This is a genomic window from Acidovorax sp. SUPP950, from assembly GCF_030158935.1.
Taxonomy (GTDB): domain Bacteria; phylum Pseudomonadota; class Gammaproteobacteria; order Burkholderiales; family Burkholderiaceae_C; genus Paracidovorax.
The window spans coordinates 1,174,244-1,195,603 of sequence record NZ_BQXE01000001.1; the positions used below are offsets into that span (position 1 = coordinate 1,174,244).

Sequence of the window (21,360 nt, forward strand, 5' to 3'; positions counted from 1 at the left end):
CATGAAACTCCACATCGTTCCCGCCCGTGCCGGCCTTGACTGGGTCCGGCTCGGCATCCGCGTCTTCTGGCGCCAGCCGATGGCGCTGGCGGCCCTGTTCTTCATGACCATGGCCGCGATGTCGCTGGCCACCCTGCTGCCGCTGATCGGCCCGGCCGTCGCGCTGGCCCTGCTGCCCTCGGCCACGCTGGCCATGATGGTGGCCGCGGGCGAGGCCACGCAGGGGCGCTTTCCCACGCCGGCGCTGCTGCTGGTGGCGTTTCGCACCGGGCGCCAGCGGCTGCGCGACATGCTCATCCTGGGCGCCCTGTACGCCGTGGGCTTTCTGGCGGTGATGGCGATTTCGGCCCTCGTGGACGACGGGCAGTTCGCCCGCGTGTATCTGGGCGGCGAGCAGCTCACGCGCGAGGTGGCCGAGGCGGGGGATTTCCAGGCCGCCATGTGGCTGGCCCTGGCGCTGTACGTGCCGCTGTCGCTGCTGTTCTGGCATGCGCCGGGCCTGGTGCACTGGCACGGCGTGCCGCCCGTGAAGGCATTGTTCTTCAGCATGGTGGCGTGCCTGCGCAACTTCAGCGCCTTCACCGTTTATGGCCTGGTGTGGACGGGCGTGTTCCTGGGCGCGGGCATCGTGGTCAGCATCGGCGTCACGCTGCTGGCGCTCCTGGGCCTGGGCAGCGGCGTGGCGGGCGGCATCATGGTGGCGACGGCGCTCATGCTGGCGGCGATGTTCTTCACCTCGGTGGTGTTTTCGTTCCGCGACTGCTTCGAGCCACCGGAGCGGCGCCTGGTCCCGCCTCCGTCCGAGGCCGCCGCCGAGCCGCCCGGCCCACTCTGACACGCATGCCCTTCGGGGCCAGGCCACGGGGCCAAAGCCCCCGGGCCACCGCCGACCGGACGAGCGCAGTCCGGTCCGGCCGACGGGCCCGCACCCGCCCGTCAATCGCTCCGATCCCCTGCATGGGGCCCGAGGCAGCGGTCAACGCGGCCGCCAGCGTCACGCGGCTGTCACCATTCCTTCAAATCGCTGTCACGGGCGATTCCTAGCATCCGGGCAGTGGAAGCGGCATTGCGTCGTTTCCGCGTTTGGCTCGCCGGCCTGCCGCTCCCCACGGCCGTTGCCGGCGGCGTATCGCACCCCTCTCCTTTCCGGAACAAAACGATGTCCCACACCCCGATGCCCACCCGCCGCAAGGCCCTGCAATTCCTCGCCGGCGTGCCAATGCTGCCGCTGGGCGCCAGCGCCTCCGCATCCTTCCTGACCGCCTGCGGCGGCGGCAGCGATGGCGCCACGTTCGCATCGGCCAGCTTCAGCTCGATGGCCGCGCCCACGCTGTCCAACCCGGCTGCCATGGCGACCACGTCCGTGGGCTCCACGATGAGCGTGAAGTTCAGCGACAACTCGGTGCAGAACTACCAGCTGGCCTACCAGCCCTTCTTCGTGACGGGCGACATGGTGTCCGACGGCAAGGGCGGCAAGATCCTCGCGGGCGGCTATGTGGACATCAACAACAAGGCCATCACCGACACCACCGTGGCCGGCAAGGAACGCCAGTTCTTCTCCGACTCGCCGGACGGCACCTCGCTGCTGACCGTGGCCAATGCCAAGGTGGACGGCGTGAAGGGCAACCCCGTGTTCGCCGTGGTGCAGTTCGAATACACCACCTGGGCGCAGGACGGCAAGACCGACATGTACGGCAAGCTGCCCTCCCCCATCGCCGTGCTGAGCCTGGACCAGGACCCCGCCACGGGCAAGCTGTCGCTGGTCAAGTACCACAACGTGGACACCTCCAAGGTGCACGGCCTGTGGATCACCTGCGGCGCGAGCCTGTCGCCCTGGGGTACCCACCTGTCCAGCGAAGAGTACGAGCCGGACGCCTTCACCATCGCCTCCAACGCGCAGTTCAAGGCCTACAGCAAGAACCTGTACGGCAGCGAAACGGCGGCCAACCCCTACCACTACGGTCACATGCCCGAAGTGACGGTGAACGCCGACGGCACGGCCAGCATCAAGAAGCACTTCTGCATGGGCCGCATCTCGCACGAGCTGGTGCAGGTCATGCCCGACCAGCGCACCGCGCTCATGGGTGACGACGCCACCAACAGCGCCTACTTCGTCTTCGTGGCCGACAAGGAAAAGGACCTGTCCTCCGGCACGCTGTACGCCGCCAAGGTCGGCGCGGGCTTCTCCATCGACCCCGCCGCCACCACGGCCGCGCCGCTCACCTGGATCAAGCTGGGCTCCGCCACCAGCGCCGAGATCGAGGCCCTGGCCGGCAAGCTCAAGCCCACGGACATCATGACCGTGGCCAGCGCCGACCCCAAGGACACGACCTTCACCAAGATCGTCGCCAACGGCAAGACCGAGTGGATCAAGCTGAACGCCGGCATGGAAAAGGCCGCCGCCTTCCTGGAAACCCACCGCTACGCCGCCCTGCTGGGCGCCAGCCTGGGCTTCACCAAGATGGAAGGCACCACGGTCAACGCCAAGGACAAGATCGCCTACTCGGCACTGCAGAACATCCAGACCTCGATGGTGGCGGGCAACGCGGCCAACGTGCCGGGCAACGGCATCTCGGTGCCCAAGCAGCTCGTGGCCGGCGCCGTGATGGCGCTGAACCTGCGCGGCGGCCAGAAGGACACCACCGGCGCCGCGATCAACAGCGACTGGATGCCCGTGGACACCAAGGCCCTGCTGGCCGGCGAAGACATCACGGCCGACGCCCTGGGCAACACCGCCAACCCGAACAACATCGCCAACCCGGACAACCTCAAGTTCTCCGAAAAGCTGCGCACGCTGTTCATCGGCGAGGACAGCAGCCAGCACGTCAACAACTTCCTGTGGGCGTACAACGTGGACACCAAGCAGCTGTCGCGCCTGATGTCGGTGCCGGCGGGCGGCGAATCCACCGGCCTCCATGCGGTGGACGAGATCAACGGCTTCACCTACATCATGAGCAACTTCCAGCACGCTGGCGACTGGGGCAGCATCCACAGCAAGGTCAAGGACACGCTGGACCCGCTGGTGCGCGCCAACTACAAGGACAAGTTCGGCTCGGCCGTGGGCTACCTGACGGGCACGCCGTCGCAGATGAAGCTGAGCTGAGCGCAGCCGCTCTCCCGGCATCGGAGCCGTGCCAGCGCGGCACGGCCGGTGCCCACCCAAAAGCGAGGCCCGGCCTCGCTTTTTTTCATGGGATTGGCACACGGCAGCGCCCATGGCGCACCGCCACAGAAGATTGGAGCAAAAACCGGCTCCAGCACATATTCTTCTAGGGCATTCAGCTACAAAAATAATAGCAAATAGCCTCTCCCATGGAGACCCGCCCTTTCCGGCCGCTCCGCGCATGGCGGTACGGGGCGAAGGGTTGTCTTCAAATGATAATAAATCGCATTCTTATAATGCCCGCTCACTCAGGCGCACCCCGGGCGCCGTGCTGCCGACCGGCGGCCGGATGCTCCCACCTTGCCGCCTGTTCCCGCTGCCGCTTCCACCGGCCGCTGCCCCGGGCCCGAGCCCGGCGGCACGCGGCCCGGCGCCCTGCCTCCGGCAGGCCGGAAAGCGTCCGCCCGGTCCGTTTTTACCCAACCTGGAGATGCCCATGACGACCCCCTTGTTCAGAACCGCCGCCCTCGCCGCCCTGCTGGCCGCCAGTCCGCTCGGCGCCGTGGGCGTGGCCCAGGCACAAGGCACCGCCGTCCAGGCCTCCCAGCCCGCCACCGCCAATGCCGTGGCTGCCCACTACGCCACGCTGGTGCACGCCAACTACGAAGACACGCTGAACGCAGCCAAGGCCATGCACGCCGCCATCAAGGCCTTCACGGCCAAGCCGTCGGTGGAGACGCTGGCCGAGGCCCGCAAGACCTGGCTGGCCGCGCGCGAGTTCTATGGCCAGACCGAGGCGTTCCGCTTCTACGGCGGCCCGATCGACGATGACAAGGGCCCCGAAGGCCAGATCAACGCCTGGCCCATGGACGAGTCGTACGTGGACAGCGTCGAAGGCAAGCCCGACGCCGGCCTGGTGAACAACCGCCAATTCGCCATCACCAAGAAGAACCTCGCCGCGCAGAACGAGCGCGGCGGCGAGGAGAACATCGCCACCGGCTGGCACGCCATCGAATTCTTCCTGTGGGGCCAGGACCTCTCGGAAACCGGCCCGGGCGACCGCAACTTCGAGGACTTCGTCGATGGCAAGGGCAAGAACGCCGACCGCCGCCGCCAGTACCTGACGGTGGTCACCGACCTGCTGATCGACGACCTAACCTTCCTCGTCAAGGCCTGGGACCCGAAGGCCAAGAACAACTACCGCGCCAAGTTCGCCAAGGGCGGGCAGGAATCGGTGCGCAAGATGCTGGTGGGCCTGGGCTCGCTCTCGCGCGGTGAACTGGCCGGCGAGCGGCTGGAGGTCGCGCTCAACAGCCAGGACCAGGAAGACGAGCACTCCTGCTTTTCCGACAACACGCACCGCGACGCGGTGTCCAATGCCCAGGGCATCCAGAACGTGTGGCTGGGCCAGTACCGGCGCGCCGATGGCAGCCAGGTGCAGGGCCCCTCGCTGCGCGACCTCGTGGCCGCCAAGGACGCGGCTCTGGCCGAGAAGACCACGCAGCAGATCGCCGCGTCGGTGAAGGCGGCCGAGGCGATCCAGGCGCCGTTCGACCGCGAGATCATCGGCGAGAAGGACGCGCCGGGCCGCCAGCGCATCCAGAAAACCATCGACAGCCTGAGCGCGCAGTCCAAGGACCTGGTCGCCGCCGCCAACGCCATCGGCATCACCCGGCTGACCCTCGTGCAACCCTGATCCCGCGATGCGTTTCCTGAAAGCCTTCCACCGCCGCCGCACCTGGCGCCTCGCGACCGCCAGCGCAGGCCTGGCGGCGGCCGCCACGGGCCTCGTGGCCAGCGGCCACCCGGACCCGCTGGGCGAGAAGCCCGGCGGCGACATCACCGTGTTCGCCACCGGGCGCAACGCCTTCTCGTTCCCCGCGGCCAACCTGCCGGACGACGAGCGCACGCGCTTCGTCATCGGCAACTCGTTCTTTCGCCGCAACTGGGTGGAGGCACCCGCCTCGACCAAGGCGCGCGACGGCCTGGGGCCGCACTTCATCGCGCGCTCGTGCGGCGGCTGCCACGTGCAGGACGGCCGGGGGGCGCCGCCCGAGATCTTCAACCGCCTGGGCGAGACCAAGGACCCCACGGTGGCGCTGCTGATCCGCCTGTCCATCCCCGGTGCCGACGGCCACGGCGGACCGCTGCACGAGCCCGTGTACGGCGACCAGTTCAACAACGCGGGCATCACCGGCGTGAAGCCCGAGGGCCGCGTCACCCTGCGCTACCAGACCATCCAGGGCCAGTTCGCCGATGGCACGCCCTACACCCTGCTCGACCCGAAATACGGCTTTGCCGACCTAGGGTACGGGCCGATGCACCCGGACGTGATGGTCAGCCCGCGCATCGCACCACAGATCATCGGCGTGGGCCTGCTGGAGGCCATCGACGAGGCCGACATCCTCGCCAATGCCGCCGACCAGGCCAAGGCGCCCGGCCCCATCAAGGGCGTGCCCAACCGCGTGTGGGATGCGCCATCGGCCCGGATGATGATCGGCCGCTTCGGCTGGAAGGGCAACGTGGCCACCATCGCGCACCAGACCGGCGGCGCCTTCGTGGGCGACATGGGCATCACCTCGCGCCACTTCCCGCACGAGGCCTGCACGCCCGCGCAAAAGGACTGCCTGGCCGCGCCCAGCGGCAAGAGCGCGGGCCGCCAGGGCCAGCCGGGCGTGGAGATCGACGACAAGACCTTTGACGACGTGGTGTTCTACCAGGCCACGCTCGCCCCGCCCGCCCGCCGCAAGGTGAACGACGTGCAGGTGCAGCGCGGCCAGGCGCTCTTCGCGCAGGCCCAGTGCGCCGCCTGCCACCGCCCCAGCTACGTCACCAAAGAAGGGCCGTTCCCGCGCCTGACCAGCAAGGCCGTCTCGGGCCAGCGCATCTGGCCCTACACCGACATGCTGCTGCACGACATGGGCGAAGCCCTGGCCGACCACCGGCCCGACTTCGCGGCCAACGGCCGGCAGTGGAAGACGCCCCCGCTGTGGGGCACGGGCCTGATCCAGGACGTGAACGGCCACACCCGCCTGCTGCACGACGGCCGCGCGCGCGGCGTGCTCGAAGCCATCCTGTGGCACGGCGGCGAGGCCGAGGAAGCCAAGCAGAACGTGCTCAAGATGAACAAAGCCGAGCGCGATGCGCTCGTGCAATTCGTGGAGTCGCTATGACGAAATTCCCTGCTCTGCGCCCCCTGCCCCGCCTGGCCGCGGTGGCGCTGTGCGCCCTGGCCGGCGCCGCGGCCACCGCCACCGCGCAGACCAACTGGCGGCACGACGCCGTGCCGTTCTACGACACCACGCACGCCCTGCAAAGCCTCTACGGCCATTGGGCCCTGCCCCGCGCGGGCGACTTCGCCACCGCGGCGCAGGCCCTGCCGCCCGCGCTGCGGGCCCTGTGCGATGCGCCACCGGCACAGGCCGGCGCGGCGCTGGACGCCGCCCGCGGCGCCTGGCGCAGCACCATGCTCGCGTGGGAGAGCCTGGGCGCCGTGGCCGTGGGCCCGGTGATCGCCCGGCGCACGCAGCGCCAGATCGACTTCGCACCCACCCGGCCCCCGCTCATCGAGCGCGCCATCAAGGCCCAGCCGCAGGGTGCCAAGGCGTTCGAGCGCGTGGGCACGCCCGCCAAGGGCCTGCCCGCCCTCGAATGGCTGCTGTGGACGCAGCCGGCCGCGCCCGCCACGCCGGCCTGCCGGTATGCGGTGGAGGCGGCGCTGGACGTGGAGCGCGAGGCGGTGGCGCTCAAGGCCGCGTTCGACAGCGCCGCCACCACCGACTGGGCCGCCGAGGACGAGCAGGAGCGCTCCACCCAGGCCATGGGCGAGTTCATCAACCAGTGGGTGGGCGGCATCGAACGCCTGCGCTGGGCCCACATGGAAAAGCCGCTGCGCGCCGCCCAGGGCAGCCGCACGCCGGACTACCCACGCGCCGCCAGCGGCCTCACCCCCGAAGCCTGGGCCGCCGAATGGCAGGCCTTGCGCACGCTGGCCGTGCTGCCGCAAGGCGCCGCGCTGCCCAAGCCGGGCGAGGCCCTCGTGCCGCTGGAAACCTACCTGCGAGGCCGCGGCCTGAACCCCCTGGCCGACCAGTTGCTGCAGGCCACGCAGCGCATCGACACCGCCTTTGCCGCCCTGGCGCAGCCCGGAAAGAACACCGGGCCGCAAGTGCTGCAGGCGGCCAAGGAGCTGACCGCGCTCAAGCGCCTGGCCGAGGCCGAGATCGCGCCAGCATTGCAGGTGAGCATCGGGTTTTCGGATGCCGATGGGGACTGACGCCATGCCAACCAAGAGACCGGAAGGCATCCCTGCCGCCTCGGCACCACTGTCACGCCGGCAGGCGCTGCGGCTCGGCGCAGGCCTGGGGCTGGCCGTGCCGCTGGCCGCCGCCTGGGCCGGCCCGGCCGCCGCCGCGGGCTCGCTGCGCCTGGCAGCGGCATGGCAGCAGGAAGACGGCAGCTACCGCATCGGCGTGCTGCAGGCCCGGCCCGGCCAGGACGCACCGCTGCGCGCAATGCACACCCTGGACATTCCCACCCGTGCCCACGGCCTGTGTCCCCTGCCGGACGGCAGCATCGTGGCGGCGTCGCGCCGGCCCGGCGACTGGCTGGTGCGGTGGTGGCCAGGCACCCCGCGCGAACCCGTCTGGCAGTGGACGGACGGCACCCGCTCGTTCAACGGCCACGTGATCGCATCGCCGGACGGACGCCTGCTCTACACCACCGAGACCGATGCCGACACCGGCCAGAGCCTCGTCGTGCAGCGCAGCGCCGAGCGGCTGGAGGCGGTGAGCGAATGGCCCACCCAGGGCATCGACGCGCACGAACTTCTCTGGGACCGCCACACGCTCGCCGATGGCGCGCCCACCTTGATCGTCGCCAACGGCGGCGTGCCCACCGCGCCGGAGACCGGCCGCGTGAAACGCGCGCTCGAGACCATGGACTCGTCCGTCGTGCGGCTGCATGGCCGCACTGGCGACGTGCTGGGCCAATGGCGGCTGGGCGACCGGCGGCTGAGCCTTCGGCACCTGGCCTGGAGCTCAGACGGCCGGGTGCTGGGCGTCGCCCTGCAAGCCGAGCACGACGGCCAGCCGGACCGGGAGGCGGCCCCCGTGCTGGCGCTCTTCGATGGCAAGGCGCTGCGGGCCGCCGCGCCCGTCCCCGCGCAGGGGCCCGGCGGTCCACGGGGCGGTTTGCGGGGGTATGGCGGCAGCATCGCCGCCACCCCCGAGGGATGGGCCGTGAGCTGCCCGCGCGCCCAGGGCATCGCCACCTTCAGCCCCCAGGGGGACTGGCAGCGCCTGGTGGCGCTGCCTGAGGTCTGCGCACTCGCCGTGAACGGCACCGCACTGTGGGCTGCCGGGCTGGACCACACCCTGGAAGACGCCCGCGGCGCCGCACCGCAGCCCCATCTCCACCGCAGCGGCCTGGCCAAGGCGCGTGTGGACAATCACTGGTACGTCACCGGGTAAACCCTGTGCCACCCCCCTTGAAAGATGTTGCATCGCGGAACACCAAAATAAAAACTATCGGAGTCATTACAAAACGGCAAAAATTTAGGACTTTTCCTTACACTCCGCCGGTTATCACGGGGTGCCCATGTCCTTTCTTCCTCCGCAACGCAAACACCTGATCGCGGCCCTGGTGGCTGGGGCCCTGCACTGCCATGCAGTGATGGCGGCGGACATCGTGCTTGCACCGCCGCCCAATGGCGGCTTCACGGTGACCAACACCGACAAAACCCAGATCCGCCTGCGCGTGGACGAGGCGTCAGGCGCCGTCACGGTGCCCGGACTGGCGTCTGCGCCATCGCAGGCGACGCCGGTGTGCCATGGCCCCGGGGGCGCCCTCGGCAACTGTGCGGGCGTGGTGGGGGCCACCGGCGCGACAGGTGCCACGGGCGCTACGGGCCCGGCCGGCGCCACCGGTGCGACCGGCAACGCGGGCCCGACCGGCCCCACGGGCATCGCCGGCCCGACGGGGACCACCGGCCCATCCGGCGCCACCGGGGCCACGGGGAGCGCGGGCGTGGCCGGACCCGCGGGCCCCACGGGTGCGACCGGTGCCACGGGCGCGACCGGCTCCACTGGTGGCACCGGCCCTGCGGGCCCGACCGGCGCGGCAGGCTCGGTGAGCACGGGAGTCACCGTGCGCGAGATCACGCTGCAACCGGTGAATGCACAGGCCTGCGCCGTCACCTCCTGCTGCAATGCGGGCGAGAAGGTGCTGGGCGGCGGCCATTCCGCCAGCACCGGACAGACATCGCCCGAAGACATCGGTGTCTACCTGGGCGAGAGCCGCCCGGTGGCCAATTGCGGCGGCAATGCGGGCACCTTCGGTTGGACGATCCGCGCCCTGAACTCCTATCGCTCGGACCTGCAAAGCTGCACGGCCTACGCGATCTGCGCCCAGTAACGGCGCTGGCTTCACCCACGGCCCGCATCGCCCCATGACCGCCCAGCCCACCGTGGCCCCCCTTGCGTCCAACGACTTCCCGCCCATGCGGCGGCTGGCGCACGGCATGGCCGAAGTGGCTGCGGCGCTGCAAGAGGTCCATGCGTTGCCGGACGGCCTCTGGGGCCCGCATTTCAACCTGGCGAAGCACAACGGCGGCTGGCACGTGGCGGCCCTGCGCAGCACGTCCCGCTCGCCGCTGCCTGCCGCGCCAGGCGAGTTCGCCGCGGACTTCTTCCAGGACGAAGCCACGATGGCGCAATGCCCCGCCATTCGGACCCTGGTGGCCGGCATCACGGAAGGGGCACCGCTCAAATCGGTGCGCGTGCTGCGTCTCGCGCCCGGTGGCGCCATCCTGGAACACGCCGATGCTGGCGTGGGCCTGCGGAATGGCGAGGTGCGCCTGCACCTGCCGCTGCAGACGCATGACGAAGTCTTTTTCCATGTGGATGGCCAGCGGGTGCCCATGCGCACGGGCGAGTGGTGGTATGCCGATTTCTCCCTGCCGCACCGGGTTTGCAACCGGGGCACGGTCGAGCGGCTGCACCTGGTGGTGGATTGCGAGGCGACGCCCCGCCTGCGCCAGGCCATCGCTGCGGGCGATGCCGGGCGGCCCTACCCGCCCGAACAGGACCCACAGTGGCGGTTCGCGCGGTTTCGGGAACAGGTCTTCGACGAACCGGCGCTGCAGGACCGCCTGCTGGGCATCCACTCGCGGGAGGCGTTCGCGCAGGCCTGCATGGAAATGGGCCAGGCCCGCGGATGGGCCTTCACCGAGGCGGAAGTCCTGTCCGCCATGGCCTCCGGGCGGCAGGCATGGATGCAGCAATGGGTCGTCTGAATTTCGAGGGCTGGTCGCCCATCCGCATCTATTCCGGGGCTGGCGGCGAGACGCTGGTGGACTGGATGCGCGCGCCGCCCGAGGTCACGCGCGCGCCCTTCTTCTCGGACGGGGTGCAGGATGCGATGCATCGCCCCTTCCACCAGGGGTTTCGCCGGCAGACACCGCTGTCCGATCTGCTCGACTGGGCGCAGGCCTCGCCAGGCCTGGCGCCATCGGGCATCGTCTTTCACGTGTCGCGCTGCGGCTCGACGCTCGTGACGCAGGCCTTCGCGGCGCTGGACAGCCACGTCACCCTCTCGGAGCCTCCGCTGCTGGACGATCTGATGCGCGCGAACGCCCGGCTGCCCGGCATGGATCGGGCACTGGCGGTTCCCGCGGCCAGGGCGGTGGCCAGCGCATGGTCGCAACCGCTGCGGCCGGACCACGGGGCAAGGCGCAGCCACCTCGTCATCAAATGCGATTGCTGGGCCACAGGCTATGCGGACCAGATCGCGCAAGCCTGGCCCGACACCCCGTGGCTTTTCCTGTACCGGGACCCGCTGGAAGTGCTGGTGTCCCAGTGGCAGCAGCGCGCGGCCTACCTGATCCCCGGCGGGCCTCTGGGGGTCAACCTGGCTGGCATCGCGTTCGACGATGCGCTGCAGATGGGCCTCGAAGCCTATTGCGCCCGCAGCCTGGGCGCCCTCTACGAAACCATGGTGCAGCAGTTCCGGCCGGAGCGCACACTGCTGCTCGACTACCGGCAGCTTCCATCGGCCATCCTCACGGAGGTCGTGCCGCATTTCGGCATGGCGCTCGACGCTGCGGCCACCGAGCAGGCCGAACTCACCTTCGCTGTCCATTCGAAGCACCCCAACCATCCGTTCGCACCCGACGCGCAGCGCAAGCGCAGCCAGGCTTCGCCTCGCCTGCACGAACTGGCCATGCAATGGATCGATCCCCACTACCGCGCCCTGGAAGCCATGCGCGCGGCGGCAGGCAAGGCCTCCATGCACGCCGGCGGAACCCCTTCCGAAGCCCTTGAAGCCGGTTGACCACGCAATGACTTCTTCGCTCCCTTCTCCTGCGCGACTCGGCCGACGCGGCTTCCTGGGCGCCTCCGTGTCCACGGCAGCGACCATGGCCTGCGCCGCTGCGCCGGCCCTGGCAGCGCCGACGGACCGGCAGGGCCCGGCGCGACATGACACCCCGCGGACGGTCGGCGTGCTGCTGCCGGAATCGTCACGCTACCCCACCCTCTCCGCCGAATTCCTGGCCGGCCTGCAAGTGGGCGCCGAGGCCTCGGAACACCCCCCGCGTTGGCTGCCGCTGCCCTACGGGCGCAGTCCCCAGGCCGCGTTGCGGCAGGCGCGTGCCGCCGTCGGCTCCGGCGCGGTCGACGCGCTGGCAGGATGGCTGCCGATGCAGTCGGCTCGGGACCTGGTGCCGCTCCTGGAAGCGAACCAGATCCCTTTTCTGGCCAGCGACACGGGGGCCGACCAGTTGCCCACGCGCCTGGCCGACCGTTCGCCCTGGCTGATTGCCCACTCGCTGGATCTGTGGCAGTCCTGCGCGGTGCTGGGGCGGGAAGCGCCACGGCGCTGGGGCACACGCGCGTTGCTGTGCATGGGCTTTCTGGAAAGCGGCTACGACTTTCCGCATGAATTTCGCCGCGCGTTCGAGGCCGCAGGCGGCACGGTGTCGGCAATGCACATCTCCGGCCTGCCCGACGGCTCCGACGAGTTCGCCGGCTTGCGTTCGGCCTGGCATGCCGCCCGCGCAGACTTCGTGGTGGCCCTGTATTCCGGCGCGCAGGCCTTGCGCTTTCAGCGGCAGTGGAGCCAATTGCAGCCGCACAGCCAGACCCCCGTGGTGGGCACCCTCTTTTCGCGGGGGCCGGCGGAAGCCGTCGGGTCGAGGCCGAGAGGCTGGACCAGCGTGGCCTCCTGGAACGCCGGGTCCGACGCCTGCCGGTCGATCGCCGCCCGTTGCGCGCTTTCGGGCTCCGATCCGCTGGCGGAGCTGAGCGGCCCGGCCCTGCTCGGCTTCGAGGCCGGGCAGCGCTTCGCGCAGTGGCAAAGCAACGGCGCGGGGGTCGAGCAACTGGCCATCCTGCGAACGCCTTCGGAAAGCGGCCCCCGTGGAGACCCGCCCCATGGCTTGGCGAGCGGCGATCGCAACGGCACCCACTGGCTTCGCGCCGGCACACCCGCAACGGGGGGGAGCACCGAAATGGCATGGGCCACGCGCGGCCCCGGCGCGCCGCTCGGAGCCCCCGGCTGCAGCGGCTGGACCACCCCTTATCTTGTGACTTAATGGAAGAACATCATGGCTGCAGACCCATTCATCGGTGAAATCTCTGTGTTCGCAGGCAACTACGCGCCCCGAAACTGGGCTTTTTGCTGGGGCCAATTGATGGCGATTTCCAGTAATGCCGCCTTGTTCTCGTTGCTGGGCACCACCTACGGAGGCAATGGCCAGACCACCTTCGCGCTGCCCGATCTGCGCGGCCGTGTACCGCTGGGCATGGGAATGTCGCCCGGCGGAAGCAATTACGTGCTGGGGCAGACGGCTGGACAGGAAAGCGTCACGCTCAACATCAACAACATGCCGATGCACAACCACACCACTTCCGTGGCAGTGAGCAGCGGCGCGGGCAACTCGGCAGCGCCCAACGGCCGCTACCTGGCCGCTTCCGACCGGCGCGATAACCAATACACCAACCAGGCCCCCGACGGCAACCTGGCCGGCGTCACGACGGGGCTGGCCGGGAGCAGCCAGCCACACGACAACATGCAGCCCTATCTCTCCCTCAACTTCATCATCGCGCTCGCAGGGACCTTTCCGTCCCGAAATTGAGGCACGCCGCGGGGCGGCGCATGCCACCCCGCCCCGCGGTGTCCAATCAGTCCACCACGGTCAGCTTGGCCACCGACAGCGCCAGCCATTTGGTGCCATGCCGGGGAAAGTTCACCTGTGCGCGCGCATCGTCGCCGGTGCCCTCCAGCGCCAGCACCTTGCCCTCGCCGAATTTGGTGTGGAACACGCCCAGTCCCACGCGCAACCCGTGCGATGGGGCGGCCTTCTGCACCGGAACCGGCGGGCTGGCGAACGATTCCGATCTGGATCCAAATCCGCCTCTCGCGCTAGATCCGTATGCACCGCCCGCTCCTGAATTAGGAGCGAACGTGCCGAACCCCTGCTGCTTGGGCGTGATCCATTTCAACGCGGCTTCAGGCAGTTCGTCGAAGAACCGGCTCTTGATGTTGTAGCGCGTCTGGCCGTGCAGCAGCCGGGTCTGCGAATGGCTCAGGTACAGGCGCTTTCGCGCGCGGGTGATGGCCACGTACATCAGGCGGCGCTCTTCCTCCAGCCCTTCGCGGTCGCTCATCGCGTTCTCGTGGGGGAACAGGCCCTCTTCCATGCCGCCGATGAACACGGCGTCGAACTCCAGGCCCTTGGAGGCGTGCACGGTCATGAGCTGCACGGCATCCTGGCCGGCCTGCGCCTGGTTGTCGCCCGCCTCCAGCGCCGCATGGGTCAGGAAGGCGGCCAGGGGCGAGAGTGTCTCGCCGGTATCGGTGTCCACGATGCCCGCCACGCCGCCGGGCAGCGGCTCGTCGGTGGTGGGCAGCGATGGGTCCAGGCCCTGGCTCGCCGGGCTTTGCGTGAGCGGCGTGCCGTGCTCGTCCACCGGCAGCGCGATGGCGTCGCGCCCGAAGCCTTCCTGCGTGACGAAGCTCTCGGCCGCGTTCACCAGCTCCTGCAGGTTTTCGATGCGGTCGGCGCCTTCCTTTTCGGAGCGGAAGTGCTCCAGCAGGCCGCTGGACTCCAGCATCTGCTCGATGATGCCGCGCAGGGTCATGCCCTGCGTCTGCTCGCGCAGCACGTCGACCAGGGCGACGAAGCTGCCCAGGTTGGCGCCGGCCTTGCCCGGCACCGCGGTGACGGCATCGTGCAGCGAGCAGCCCGCGCTGCGCGCCGCGTCCTGCAGCACCTCGACCGTGCGCGCGCCGATGCCGCGCGGCGGGAAATTGACCACGCGCAGAAAGCTCGTGTCGTCGTGCGGGTTCTCCAGCACGCGCAGGTAGGCCAGTGCGTGCTTGATTTCGGCCCGCTCGAAGAAGCGCAGGCCGCCGTACACGCGGTAAGGCACCGCGGCATTGAACAGGGCCGACTCGATCACCCGGCTCTGCGCATTGCTGCGGTACAGCACGGCCACTTCCTTGCGTTCGAAACCGTCGCTGCGCACGAGCTGGCGGATCTCCTCCACCATCCACTGCGCCTCGGCCAGGTCGGTGGTGGCCTCGAACACACGCACCGGCTCGCCAGGGCCCTGCGTGGTGCGCAGGTTCTTGCCCAGGCGCTTGCTGTTGTGGCTGATGAGGGCGTTGGCCGAATCGAGGATATTGCTGTAGCTGCGGTAGTTCTGCTCCAGCTTGATCTGGCGCTGCACGTCGAACTCGCGCACGAAGTCGGCCATGTTGCCCACGCGCGCACCGCGAAAGGCATAGATGCTCTGGTCGTCGTCGCCCACGGCGATCACGCTGCCGCGCGCCTGGAACTGGCCGTCCGCCACGTCACCCGCGAGCTGCTTGAGCCAGGCGTACTGCAGCTTGTTGGTGTCCTGGAACTCATCCACCAGGATGTGCTGAAAGCGCCGCTGATAATGCGCGCGCACCGGGTCGTTGTCGCGCAGCAATTCGTAGCTGCGCAGCATCAGTTCGCCGAAATCGACCACGCCCTCGCGCTGGCACTGCTCTTCGTACAGCTGGTACAGCTCGACCTTCTTGCGGGCATCGGCATCGCGTGCGTCCACGTCGCCCGGGCGCAGGCCCTCTTCCTTGCAGCCGCTGATGAAGTACTGCACCAGCTTCGGGGGAAAGCGCTCCTCGTCGATGTTGAACTGCTTGCACAGCCGCTTGACGGCCGAAAGCTGGTCCTGCGTGTCCAGGATCTGGAAGGCCTGCGGCAGGCCGGCCAGCTTGTAATGCGCCCGCAGCAGGCGGTTGCACAGCCCGTGGAAGGTGCCGATCCACATGCCGCGCACGTTCACCGGCAGCATGGCCGACAGGCGCAGGACCATCTCCTTGGCGGCCTTGTTGGTGAAGGTGACGGCCAGGATGCCGCCGGGCGTGGCGTAGCCGTTCTGCAGCAGCCAGGCGATGCGGGTGGTGAGCACCCGGGTCTTGCCCGAGCCCGCGCCCGCGAGGATCAGGGCGTGCCCAGCCGGCAGCGTGACCGCGGCCAGTTGCTCGTCGTTCAGGTTCTGCAGCAGGGGCGAGGCGGCATCGGACTGGGGCGCGGGGCCGGCGTCGCCAGCACCGAAAGGCGCTGGCGCGCCGGAAAACAGGTCGTGTGGGAGCATGGCGCCATTGTAGGAACCTCCACCGGCGGCCCTCCGCCGTGGGGCTGCTCGGCGCTATCCCCCACTGCGCGGGCGGGCCGGCAGCGGGGGCATGCGGCGCAGGCCGTCCACCGCATCGGCCTCGAAGTCCTTCCACAGCGCGTCGCGGCGCTGCAGGGTCTGCGCCACTTCGCCATGCCGCTGCTGCGCCACGGCGGACACCAGCGCGTTGCACAGGAAGAACGCGGCGGTGTAGGAGTCGAACGGGGACGCGTTCGCCGTGCCCACCAGCAGGCTGTGGTGGGCGCAGGCCACGATGGGCGCCGCCGCGCTGTCGGTGATCGCCACCACGGTGCATCCCTGCTGCCGGAAATGCTGCGCGGCCAGCAGCGCGCCGTTGGAATAGCGGCGGATGGTGAACACCAGCAGCATGTCCTGCGGCTCGGTCCACAGCAGCCGGTCCACCGCGAAGGGCGCGCCCGCGCCCAGTTCCAGCACCTGCGGCCGGCACATGTTCAGGTGGGTGGTGAGGTAGGAGGACACCGGCACGCTGTTTTTCTCGGCCATCACGAAGACGCGCCCCTGGCAGCCGCTGATGGCCTGCACCACCGCCCCGAACACGCCCATGTCCAGGCCCTGCCGGGTGGCGGTGAGGTTGTGCTGGTCGTGCAGCAGCGCATCGTCCACGCACTCGGCCAGGGTGCGGTCGCTGCCGATGGTGGCGCGCGTGCGCTGGGCGGGCGTCTGCAGCAGCACGGTCACCTCGCTGCGGGCTTCGCGGCGCACCTCGGCCAGGCTGGCATAGCCCAGCTTGGCGAACAGCCGCACCACGGTGGAGGCGCTGGTGCCCGCGCGCGCAGCCATGGCGCTGGCCGAGTCGAGCAATCCGTCGGGGTAGTGGCGCTGCAGGTCGTCCGCCAGCGCACGTTCGCTGGCCGTCAGGGTGGGGGCGTGGAGGACGAGCCGTTCGGTCAGGAGCATGGCAGGGGTGGAGAAATCGACGGGGATGGGTGAGCGTAATCCAGCGCAGCCCCGCATGGCGAAGCACCGCGAGCACATTGCAATGACTGTTTCATGAATATATGATTATTGAAATATTCATTTCACTCGCGATGCCCATGACCACCACCATCGAAGCCGACTCCCCTGCCACCGGCCAAGCCCTGCCGCCGGCTGCGCAACCCCTGCTGGCCTGGCTGGCATCGCAGGAAAGCGCCATGTTCGATCTGCTGCGGCAGGTGGTGGACACCGACAGCGGCAGCGGCCATGTGGCGGGCGTGCAGCAGGTCGCGGCCCTGCTGCGCGGGCGGCTGGAAGCGGCTGGCATCGCGGTGCAGACCCTGCCGCAGCCGGGCTGGGGCGAATGCCTGCTGGCCCGCATTCCGGGCAGCGATCCAGCGGCCGCAGGCCACCTGCAGCTCATGGGCCATATGGACACGGTGTTCCCCCTGGGCACGGCCGCCGAGCGCCCCTGGCGGGTGGAAGCCGGCAAGGCCTTCGGGCCCGGCGTGGCGGACATGAAATCCGGCCTGGTCATGAACGTCTTCGTGGCCGAGGCGCTGGCCCGGTTCGGCGGCAACGCCTCGCCCGTGCACCTGTTCTTCTCGTGCGACGAAGAAGTGGGCTCGCCCGCCTGCCGAACGGTGATCCGCGAAATTTCCCAGGGCGCGCGCGCCGTGCTCAACGCCGAGCCCGGCCGCATCACGGGCAACGTGGTGGTCGAGCGCAAGGGCTCGTACCGCATCGATTTCGAGGTGCAGGGCGTGGCCGCGCATGCGGGCATCAACCCCGCGCAGGGGGCCAGCGCCATCGAGGCCCTGGCGCGCAAGACGGTGGCCCTGCACGCGCTCAACGGCTGCGAGCCGGGCGTGACGCTCAACGTCGGCTTCATCCAGGGCGGCATGGCCTCCAACGTCGTCGCGCCGCTGGCGCGGGCCCATCTGGACCTGCGCTACACGGCCGAGAACGACCTCGAGGCCGTGCTGGCCCGCATCCGCGCGGTGATCGAAGAAGAATCGCTGCCCCGCACCAGTGGCCGCATCGTGGAGCAGACCGGCACGCTGCCCATGGCCAAAACCCCGGCCGACCTGCTGGCCGCCTACCAGCGCAGCGCGGCGCAGGTTGGCTTCGCGGTCGAGGGCGAATTCACCGGCGGGGCCGCCGACAGCGGCATCACCTCGTCGATGGGCATTCCCTCGCTGTGCGCGCTGGGCCCGGTGGGCGGATACGCCCACAGCGAGCGCGAATTCTGCGACCTGACCACCTTCGTGCCACGGGCCCAGGCGCTGGCCCTCACCCTGCTCGCGCTGGGCTGACGGCGGGCCAGGCCGCGCCCTGTTTTTCACCTTTGTCTTTTCATTTGCCATTGCCCCTGCCATGCCTGTTCGCACCGCCCCTTCCTCGCCTGACGCCTGCCACCTGACCCGCCGCCAGATCCTGGCTTCCAGCCTCGGGCTGGGCCTGGCCGGCCTGCCCGCCGTGACCAGCCACGCGGCAGAGACCTACCCCGCGCGCCCGATCACGCTCGTCGTGCCCTTCCCGCCCGGCGGCTCGGTGGACGTGATGGCGCGGCAATACGCCGAGCCGCTCGGCCGCATCCTGGGCGTGCCCATGGTCATCGACAACAAGCCCGGCGCGGGCGGATCGATCGGCGCGCAGTTCGTGGCCCGTTCCAAGGCCGACGGCTACACGCTCGTGGTCTCGTCGCAAAGCAGCCACCTGGCCAATCCGCTCGTGCAGCCCAACCTGGGCTACGACCCCATCAAGGACTTCGACAACATCGCCATCCTGGGCCGCCAGCCCAACGTGCTCGTCGTGCACCCCAGCCTGCCGGTGAAGACCTTCGCCGAGTTCGTGGCCTACGCCAAGCAGCGCCCGGGCCAGCTCAACTTCTGCAGCGCCGGCGCCGGCAGCATGGGACAGCTCAATGTCGAAATGATGCAGCTGGCCATCGGCACGCAGGCCGTGCACGTGCCCTACCGCGGCGGCTCTCCGCTCATCACTGCCGTGCTGGCCAACGAGGTGCAGTTCACGCTCGACAACCTGGTCATCTTCCTGCCGCACATCCAGGCCGGCAAGCTGCGCGCGCTGGCCGTGGCGTCGCCCCAGCGCCTGCCGCAACTGCCCGACGTGCCCACCTTCGCCGAACTGGGCCAGGCCCCGCTCAACCAGACATCGTGGACCGGCATCGCCGCGCCCGCCAACACGCCGCCTGCCATCGTGGCCACGCTGCACAAGGCCATCCGCACGGCAGCCACGGAACCCTCCATGCTGGAAAACCTGCGCGGCCGCGGCGTGATCGCGCCGGAAGACATGGCACCGGCCGGCTTCGAGAAGATGATGGCCGAGCGCCTGGTGGCCTACGGCGACGTGGTGCGCCGCGCCAACGTCAAGCCCGAGTAGGCCGCACACCCGGCCTCCCGCCCCACCCCGGTTCGGGGCCGGGGCCCCACATGCACGGGCGGCTCCCAAGCCGTGCGCATCTGTGGGAACATGGCGCGCAACACCACTGCCGCTGCTCTGCTGCCCATGCGCCCACCCCTTCACTCCCTGACCGCCCTGGCCTTGCTGGCCACCTTCGGCGGCGCCCCGCTGCTGGCCCAGGCCCAGGCGTCCTGTTCCAGCGACGGCGTGGCGCAGCCCGTGGCGCTGTACGAACGCTTCATCAACGCCGACTGCGAATCGTGCTGGGCCGGGCCGCCTGCGCACGCGCCCGGCGCCAGTGCACTGGTGCTCGACTGGATCGTGCCCGGCGGGCTGGCGGACGATGCCCCCCTGTCCGCCGCCGCCACGCGCGATGCCCTGCAGCGACTGCAGGACCTCGGCCGCAGCGTGCCGTCATTTTCAGACACCCACACCGCCGAGGTGCAGCCCCTGCCCGGCCGGCTGCGCGTGGCCAACGGCCTGGCGATGAACGACTACCTCGGCACCGGCATCGCCTTCCAGCCCGCGCCCCGCAATCTGCTGCCGGCGGGCCGCTATGCGTACACGCTGGTGCTGGTGGAGCGGGTGCCCGCGGGCACCGCAGGGACGCCGGTCGAACGGTATGTGGTTCGAAATGCCCTCCAGGGCAATTGGAACGCCGGCATCCCGCTATCGAAAAAGGAGCAATCCGCCTGGATCGACAACCGCTCCATGCGAACCCCGGAAGGCACCGATGCCGAGCGCCTGTTCGTCGCCGGCTGGCTGCAGGATGCGCAGGGCCGCATCGTGGCCGCGGCGCAGTCCCGCTGCGCAGCAGGGTCTTGAGCGGCGGGTAGAATCAGTCACCGGGCCCAAGTTTCTTGACGCCCGGTTTTTTGTGCCTGCGCACAGCAGGGTCCGGTGCCGTCCATTGCGGCGGCACCCGCAGAGCCGGTCAGCAAGCCAAGCGCCCACCGTGGCGGAAATCCTTCCGCCGCGTCCTTCAATGGAGCTTGGAAATCTGATGGAAATCTTCGACTACGACAACGTCCTGCTGCTGCCGCGCAAATGCCGCGTGGAAAGCCGCTCCGAGTGCGACGCCAGCGTGACGCTGGGCCAGCGCAGCTTCCGCCTGCCCGTGGTGCCGGCCAACATGAAAACGGTGGTGGACGAGAAAATCTGCCGCTGGATGGCGCAAAACGGCTACTTCTACGTCATGCACCGCTTCGATCTGGACAACGTGCAATTCGTGCGCGACATGCAAGCGGCGGGGTGCTTCGCCTCCATCTCGCTGGGCGTGAAGCAGCCCGACTACGACACCGTGGACCAACTGGCCGCCGCCGGCCTCGTACCCGAGTACGTCACCATCGACATCGCCCACGGACATGCCGACACGGTCAAGAACATGATCGGCTACCTCAAGGACAAGCTGCCCGGCGCGTTCGTCATCGCCGGCAACGTCGGCACACCCGAGGCCATCATCGACCTGGAAAACTGGGGCGCCGATGCGACCAAGGTGGGCATCGGCCCGGGCAAGGTGTGCATCACCAAGCTCAAGACCGGGTTCGGCACTGGGGGCTGGCAGCTGTCGGCGCTCAAATGGTGCGCGCGTGTGGCCACCCGGCCCATCATCGCGGACGGCGGCATCCGCGACCATGGCGACATCGCCAAGAGCATCCGCTTCGGCGCGACCATGGTCATGATCGGCTCGCTGTTCGCCGGCCACGAAGAGTCCCCGGGCCAGACGGTGGAAGTGGACGGCGCGCTGTTCAAGGAGTACTACGGCTCGGCCAGCGACTTCAACAAGGGCGAGTACAAGCACGTGGAGGGCAAGCGCATCCTCGAGCCCATCAAGGGCACGCTGGCCAGCACGCTGGTGGAGATGGAGCAGGACGTGCAAAGCTCGATCAGCTACTCCGGCGGCCGCAAGCTCATGGACATCCGCAAGGTGAACTACGTGATCCTGGGTGGCGACAACGCGGGCGAGCATCTGCTCATGTGAAAGACCACCGGACGGCCGGCGATCAGCACCTGATGACGGCAATTTTTTCTGCGGGACTTGCAGACGCCTCAAATCTTGGTGCATAATTCGAGGCTCTGCAGCGATGCAGACAACTTTTCAAAAAGTGGGTTCTTAGCTCAGTTGGTAGAGCAGCGGACTCTTAATCCGTAGGTCGAGTGTTCGAGTCACTCAGGACCCACCACTTATACAAGCCGCAAGGCAAAAAAAGC

The 21,360-nt window shown here is 69.3% G+C and carries 17 protein-coding genes and 1 tRNA gene; 16 read left to right on the top strand and 2 right to left on the bottom strand.

Annotated features, from left to right (window positions below):
- Window position 1: 1 nt before the first annotated feature.
- The 11 genes from AVME950_RS05550 to AVME950_RS05600 all read left to right on the top strand — a co-directional run bounded on the left by AVME950_RS05550 (window position 2) and on the right by AVME950_RS05600 (window position 13,238).
- Entirely contained in the window at window positions 2–835 is an 834-nt protein-coding gene (locus tag AVME950_RS05550) for a BPSS1780 family membrane protein (protein ID WP_284429044.1), read from the top strand.
- Window positions 836–1,159: 324 nt separating this feature from the next.
- The gene (locus AVME950_RS05555; RefSeq protein ID WP_272564549.1) at window positions 1,160–3,103 is read left to right on the top strand and encodes a PhoX family protein; all 1,944 of its coding nucleotides are present in this window, start codon (window positions 1,160–1,162) and stop codon (window positions 3,101–3,103) included.
- Between the two features lie 496 nt (window positions 3,104–3,599).
- Entirely contained in the window at window positions 3,600–4,799 is a 1,200-nt protein-coding gene (locus AVME950_RS05560; RefSeq protein WP_284429045.1) for an imelysin family protein, read from the top strand.
- Between the two features lie 7 nt (window positions 4,800–4,806).
- Window positions 4,807–6,276 (top strand): di-heme oxidoreductase family protein, encoded by a 1,470-nt coding sequence (locus AVME950_RS05565; RefSeq protein WP_284429046.1) that lies wholly within the window; start codon window positions 4,807–4,809, stop codon window positions 6,274–6,276.
- A complete protein-coding gene (locus AVME950_RS05570; protein ID WP_284429047.1) occupies window positions 6,273–7,379 on the top strand; it encodes an imelysin family protein in 1,107 nt (368 codons plus the stop codon). Before AVME950_RS05565 ends, AVME950_RS05570 begins: the two co-directional genes overlap by 4 nt.
- 4 nt (window positions 7,380–7,383) lie before the next feature.
- A complete protein-coding gene (locus tag AVME950_RS05575; protein WP_284429048.1) occupies window positions 7,384–8,574 on the top strand; it encodes a DUF1513 domain-containing protein in 1,191 nt (396 codons plus the stop codon).
- 127 nt (window positions 8,575–8,701) lie between these two features.
- Window positions 8,702–9,517 (top strand): hypothetical protein, encoded by an 816-nt coding sequence (locus tag AVME950_RS05580; RefSeq protein ID WP_284429049.1) that lies wholly within the window; start codon window positions 8,702–8,704, stop codon window positions 9,515–9,517.
- A 34-nt stretch (window positions 9,518–9,551) separates the two neighbouring features.
- Window positions 9,552–10,397 (top strand): aspartyl/asparaginyl beta-hydroxylase domain-containing protein, encoded by an 846-nt coding sequence (locus AVME950_RS05585; protein WP_284429050.1) that lies wholly within the window; start codon window positions 9,552–9,554, stop codon window positions 10,395–10,397.
- Window positions 10,385–11,434: a sulfotransferase family protein gene (locus AVME950_RS05590; protein WP_284429051.1), complete on the top strand. Its 1,050-nt coding sequence runs from the start codon at window positions 10,385–10,387 to the stop codon at window positions 11,432–11,434. The genes AVME950_RS05585 and AVME950_RS05590 overlap by 13 nt, the downstream gene beginning before the upstream one ends.
- Before the next feature lie 7 nt (window positions 11,435–11,441).
- The gene (locus AVME950_RS05595) at window positions 11,442–12,695 is read left to right on the top strand and encodes an ABC transporter substrate-binding protein (protein ID WP_284429052.1); all 1,254 of its coding nucleotides are present in this window, start codon (window positions 11,442–11,444) and stop codon (window positions 12,693–12,695) included.
- A gap of 12 nt (window positions 12,696–12,707) precedes the next feature.
- Complete coding sequence (locus AVME950_RS05600) at window positions 12,708–13,238, top strand: phage tail protein (RefSeq protein ID WP_284429053.1); 531 nt, start codon at window positions 12,708–12,710, stop codon at window positions 13,236–13,238.
- 46 nt (window positions 13,239–13,284) lie between these two features.
- On the opposite strand, the gene AVME950_RS05605 is transcribed toward AVME950_RS05600, so the two are convergent.
- Window positions 13,285–15,747: a UvrD-helicase domain-containing protein gene (locus AVME950_RS05605; protein ID WP_284429054.1), complete on the bottom strand. Its 2,463-nt coding sequence runs from the start codon at window positions 15,745–15,747 to the stop codon at window positions 13,285–13,287.
- Between the two features lie 54 nt (window positions 15,748–15,801).
- Window positions 15,802–16,707 carry a MurR/RpiR family transcriptional regulator gene (locus AVME950_RS05610; protein WP_284405827.1) on the bottom strand — a complete coding sequence of 302 codons (906 nt, stop codon included), beginning with the start codon at window positions 16,705–16,707 and terminating at the stop codon, window positions 15,802–15,804.
- Window positions 16,708–16,844: 137 nt separating this feature from the next.
- On the opposite strand from AVME950_RS05610, the gene AVME950_RS05615 reads away from it, so the two are divergent.
- The 5 genes from AVME950_RS05615 (at window position 16,845) to AVME950_RS05635 (ending at window position 21,332) form a co-directional block, all read left to right on the top strand.
- Window positions 16,845–18,041, top strand: coding sequence for a M20 family metallopeptidase (locus AVME950_RS05615; protein ID WP_284429055.1), 1,197 nt, complete (start codon window positions 16,845–16,847; stop codon window positions 18,039–18,041).
- A gap of 61 nt (window positions 18,042–18,102) precedes the next feature.
- The gene (locus tag AVME950_RS05620) at window positions 18,103–19,128 is read left to right on the top strand and encodes a Bug family tripartite tricarboxylate transporter substrate binding protein (protein ID WP_284429056.1); all 1,026 of its coding nucleotides are present in this window, start codon (window positions 18,103–18,105) and stop codon (window positions 19,126–19,128) included.
- A 126-nt stretch (window positions 19,129–19,254) separates the two neighbouring features.
- Window positions 19,255–19,974 (top strand): hypothetical protein, encoded by a 720-nt coding sequence (locus AVME950_RS05625; protein ID WP_284429057.1) that lies wholly within the window; start codon window positions 19,255–19,257, stop codon window positions 19,972–19,974.
- Window positions 19,975–20,152: 178 nt separating this feature from the next.
- On the top strand, window positions 20,153–21,130 hold the full coding sequence (locus AVME950_RS05630; protein ID WP_272564565.1) for a GMP reductase: 978 nt from the start codon (window positions 20,153–20,155) through the stop codon (window positions 21,128–21,130).
- A 126-nt stretch (window positions 21,131–21,256) separates the two neighbouring features.
- A tRNA-Lys gene (locus AVME950_RS05635) sits at window positions 21,257–21,332 on the top strand.
- The last annotated feature ends 28 nt before the right edge of the window (window positions 21,333–21,360 follow it).

What these genes read in the sequence shown, in the direction of transcription:
- AVME950_RS05550 (WP_284429044.1), top strand. Translation starts at nt 2, where the DNA reads ATGAAACTCCACATCGTTCCCGCCCGTGCCGGCCTTGACTGGGTCCGG.
- AVME950_RS05555 (WP_272564549.1), top strand. Translation starts at nt 1,160, where the DNA reads ATGTCCCACACCCCGATGCCCACCCGCCGCAAGGCCCTGCAATTCCTC.
- AVME950_RS05560 (WP_284429045.1), top strand. Translation starts at nt 3,600, where the DNA reads ATGACGACCCCCTTGTTCAGAACCGCCGCCCTCGCCGCCCTGCTGGCC.
- AVME950_RS05565 (WP_284429046.1), top strand. Translation starts at nt 4,807, where the DNA reads ATGCGTTTCCTGAAAGCCTTCCACCGCCGCCGCACCTGGCGCCTCGCG.
- AVME950_RS05570 (WP_284429047.1), top strand. Translation starts at nt 6,273, where the DNA reads ATGACGAAATTCCCTGCTCTGCGCCCCCTGCCCCGCCTGGCCGCGGTG.
- AVME950_RS05575 (WP_284429048.1), top strand. Translation starts at nt 7,384, where the DNA reads ATGCCAACCAAGAGACCGGAAGGCATCCCTGCCGCCTCGGCACCACTG.
- AVME950_RS05580 (WP_284429049.1), top strand. Translation starts at nt 8,702, where the DNA reads ATGTCCTTTCTTCCTCCGCAACGCAAACACCTGATCGCGGCCCTGGTG.
- AVME950_RS05585 (WP_284429050.1), top strand. Translation starts at nt 9,552, where the DNA reads ATGACCGCCCAGCCCACCGTGGCCCCCCTTGCGTCCAACGACTTCCCG.
- AVME950_RS05590 (WP_284429051.1), top strand. Translation starts at nt 10,385, where the DNA reads ATGGGTCGTCTGAATTTCGAGGGCTGGTCGCCCATCCGCATCTATTCC.
- AVME950_RS05595 (WP_284429052.1), top strand. Translation starts at nt 11,442, where the DNA reads ATGACTTCTTCGCTCCCTTCTCCTGCGCGACTCGGCCGACGCGGCTTC.
- AVME950_RS05600 (WP_284429053.1), top strand. Translation starts at nt 12,708, where the DNA reads ATGGCTGCAGACCCATTCATCGGTGAAATCTCTGTGTTCGCAGGCAAC.
- AVME950_RS05605 (WP_284429054.1), bottom strand. Translation starts at nt 15,747, where the DNA reads ATGCTCCCACACGACCTGTTTTCCGGCGCGCCAGCGCCTTTCGGTGCT.
- AVME950_RS05610 (WP_284405827.1), bottom strand. Translation starts at nt 16,707, where the DNA reads ATGCTCCTGACCGAACGGCTCGTCCTCCACGCCCCCACCCTGACGGCC.
- AVME950_RS05615 (WP_284429055.1), top strand. Translation starts at nt 16,845, where the DNA reads ATGACCACCACCATCGAAGCCGACTCCCCTGCCACCGGCCAAGCCCTG.
- AVME950_RS05620 (WP_284429056.1), top strand. Translation starts at nt 18,103, where the DNA reads ATGCCTGTTCGCACCGCCCCTTCCTCGCCTGACGCCTGCCACCTGACC.
- AVME950_RS05625 (WP_284429057.1), top strand. Translation starts at nt 19,255, where the DNA reads ATGCGCCCACCCCTTCACTCCCTGACCGCCCTGGCCTTGCTGGCCACC.
- AVME950_RS05630 (WP_272564565.1), top strand. Translation starts at nt 20,153, where the DNA reads ATGGAAATCTTCGACTACGACAACGTCCTGCTGCTGCCGCGCAAATGC.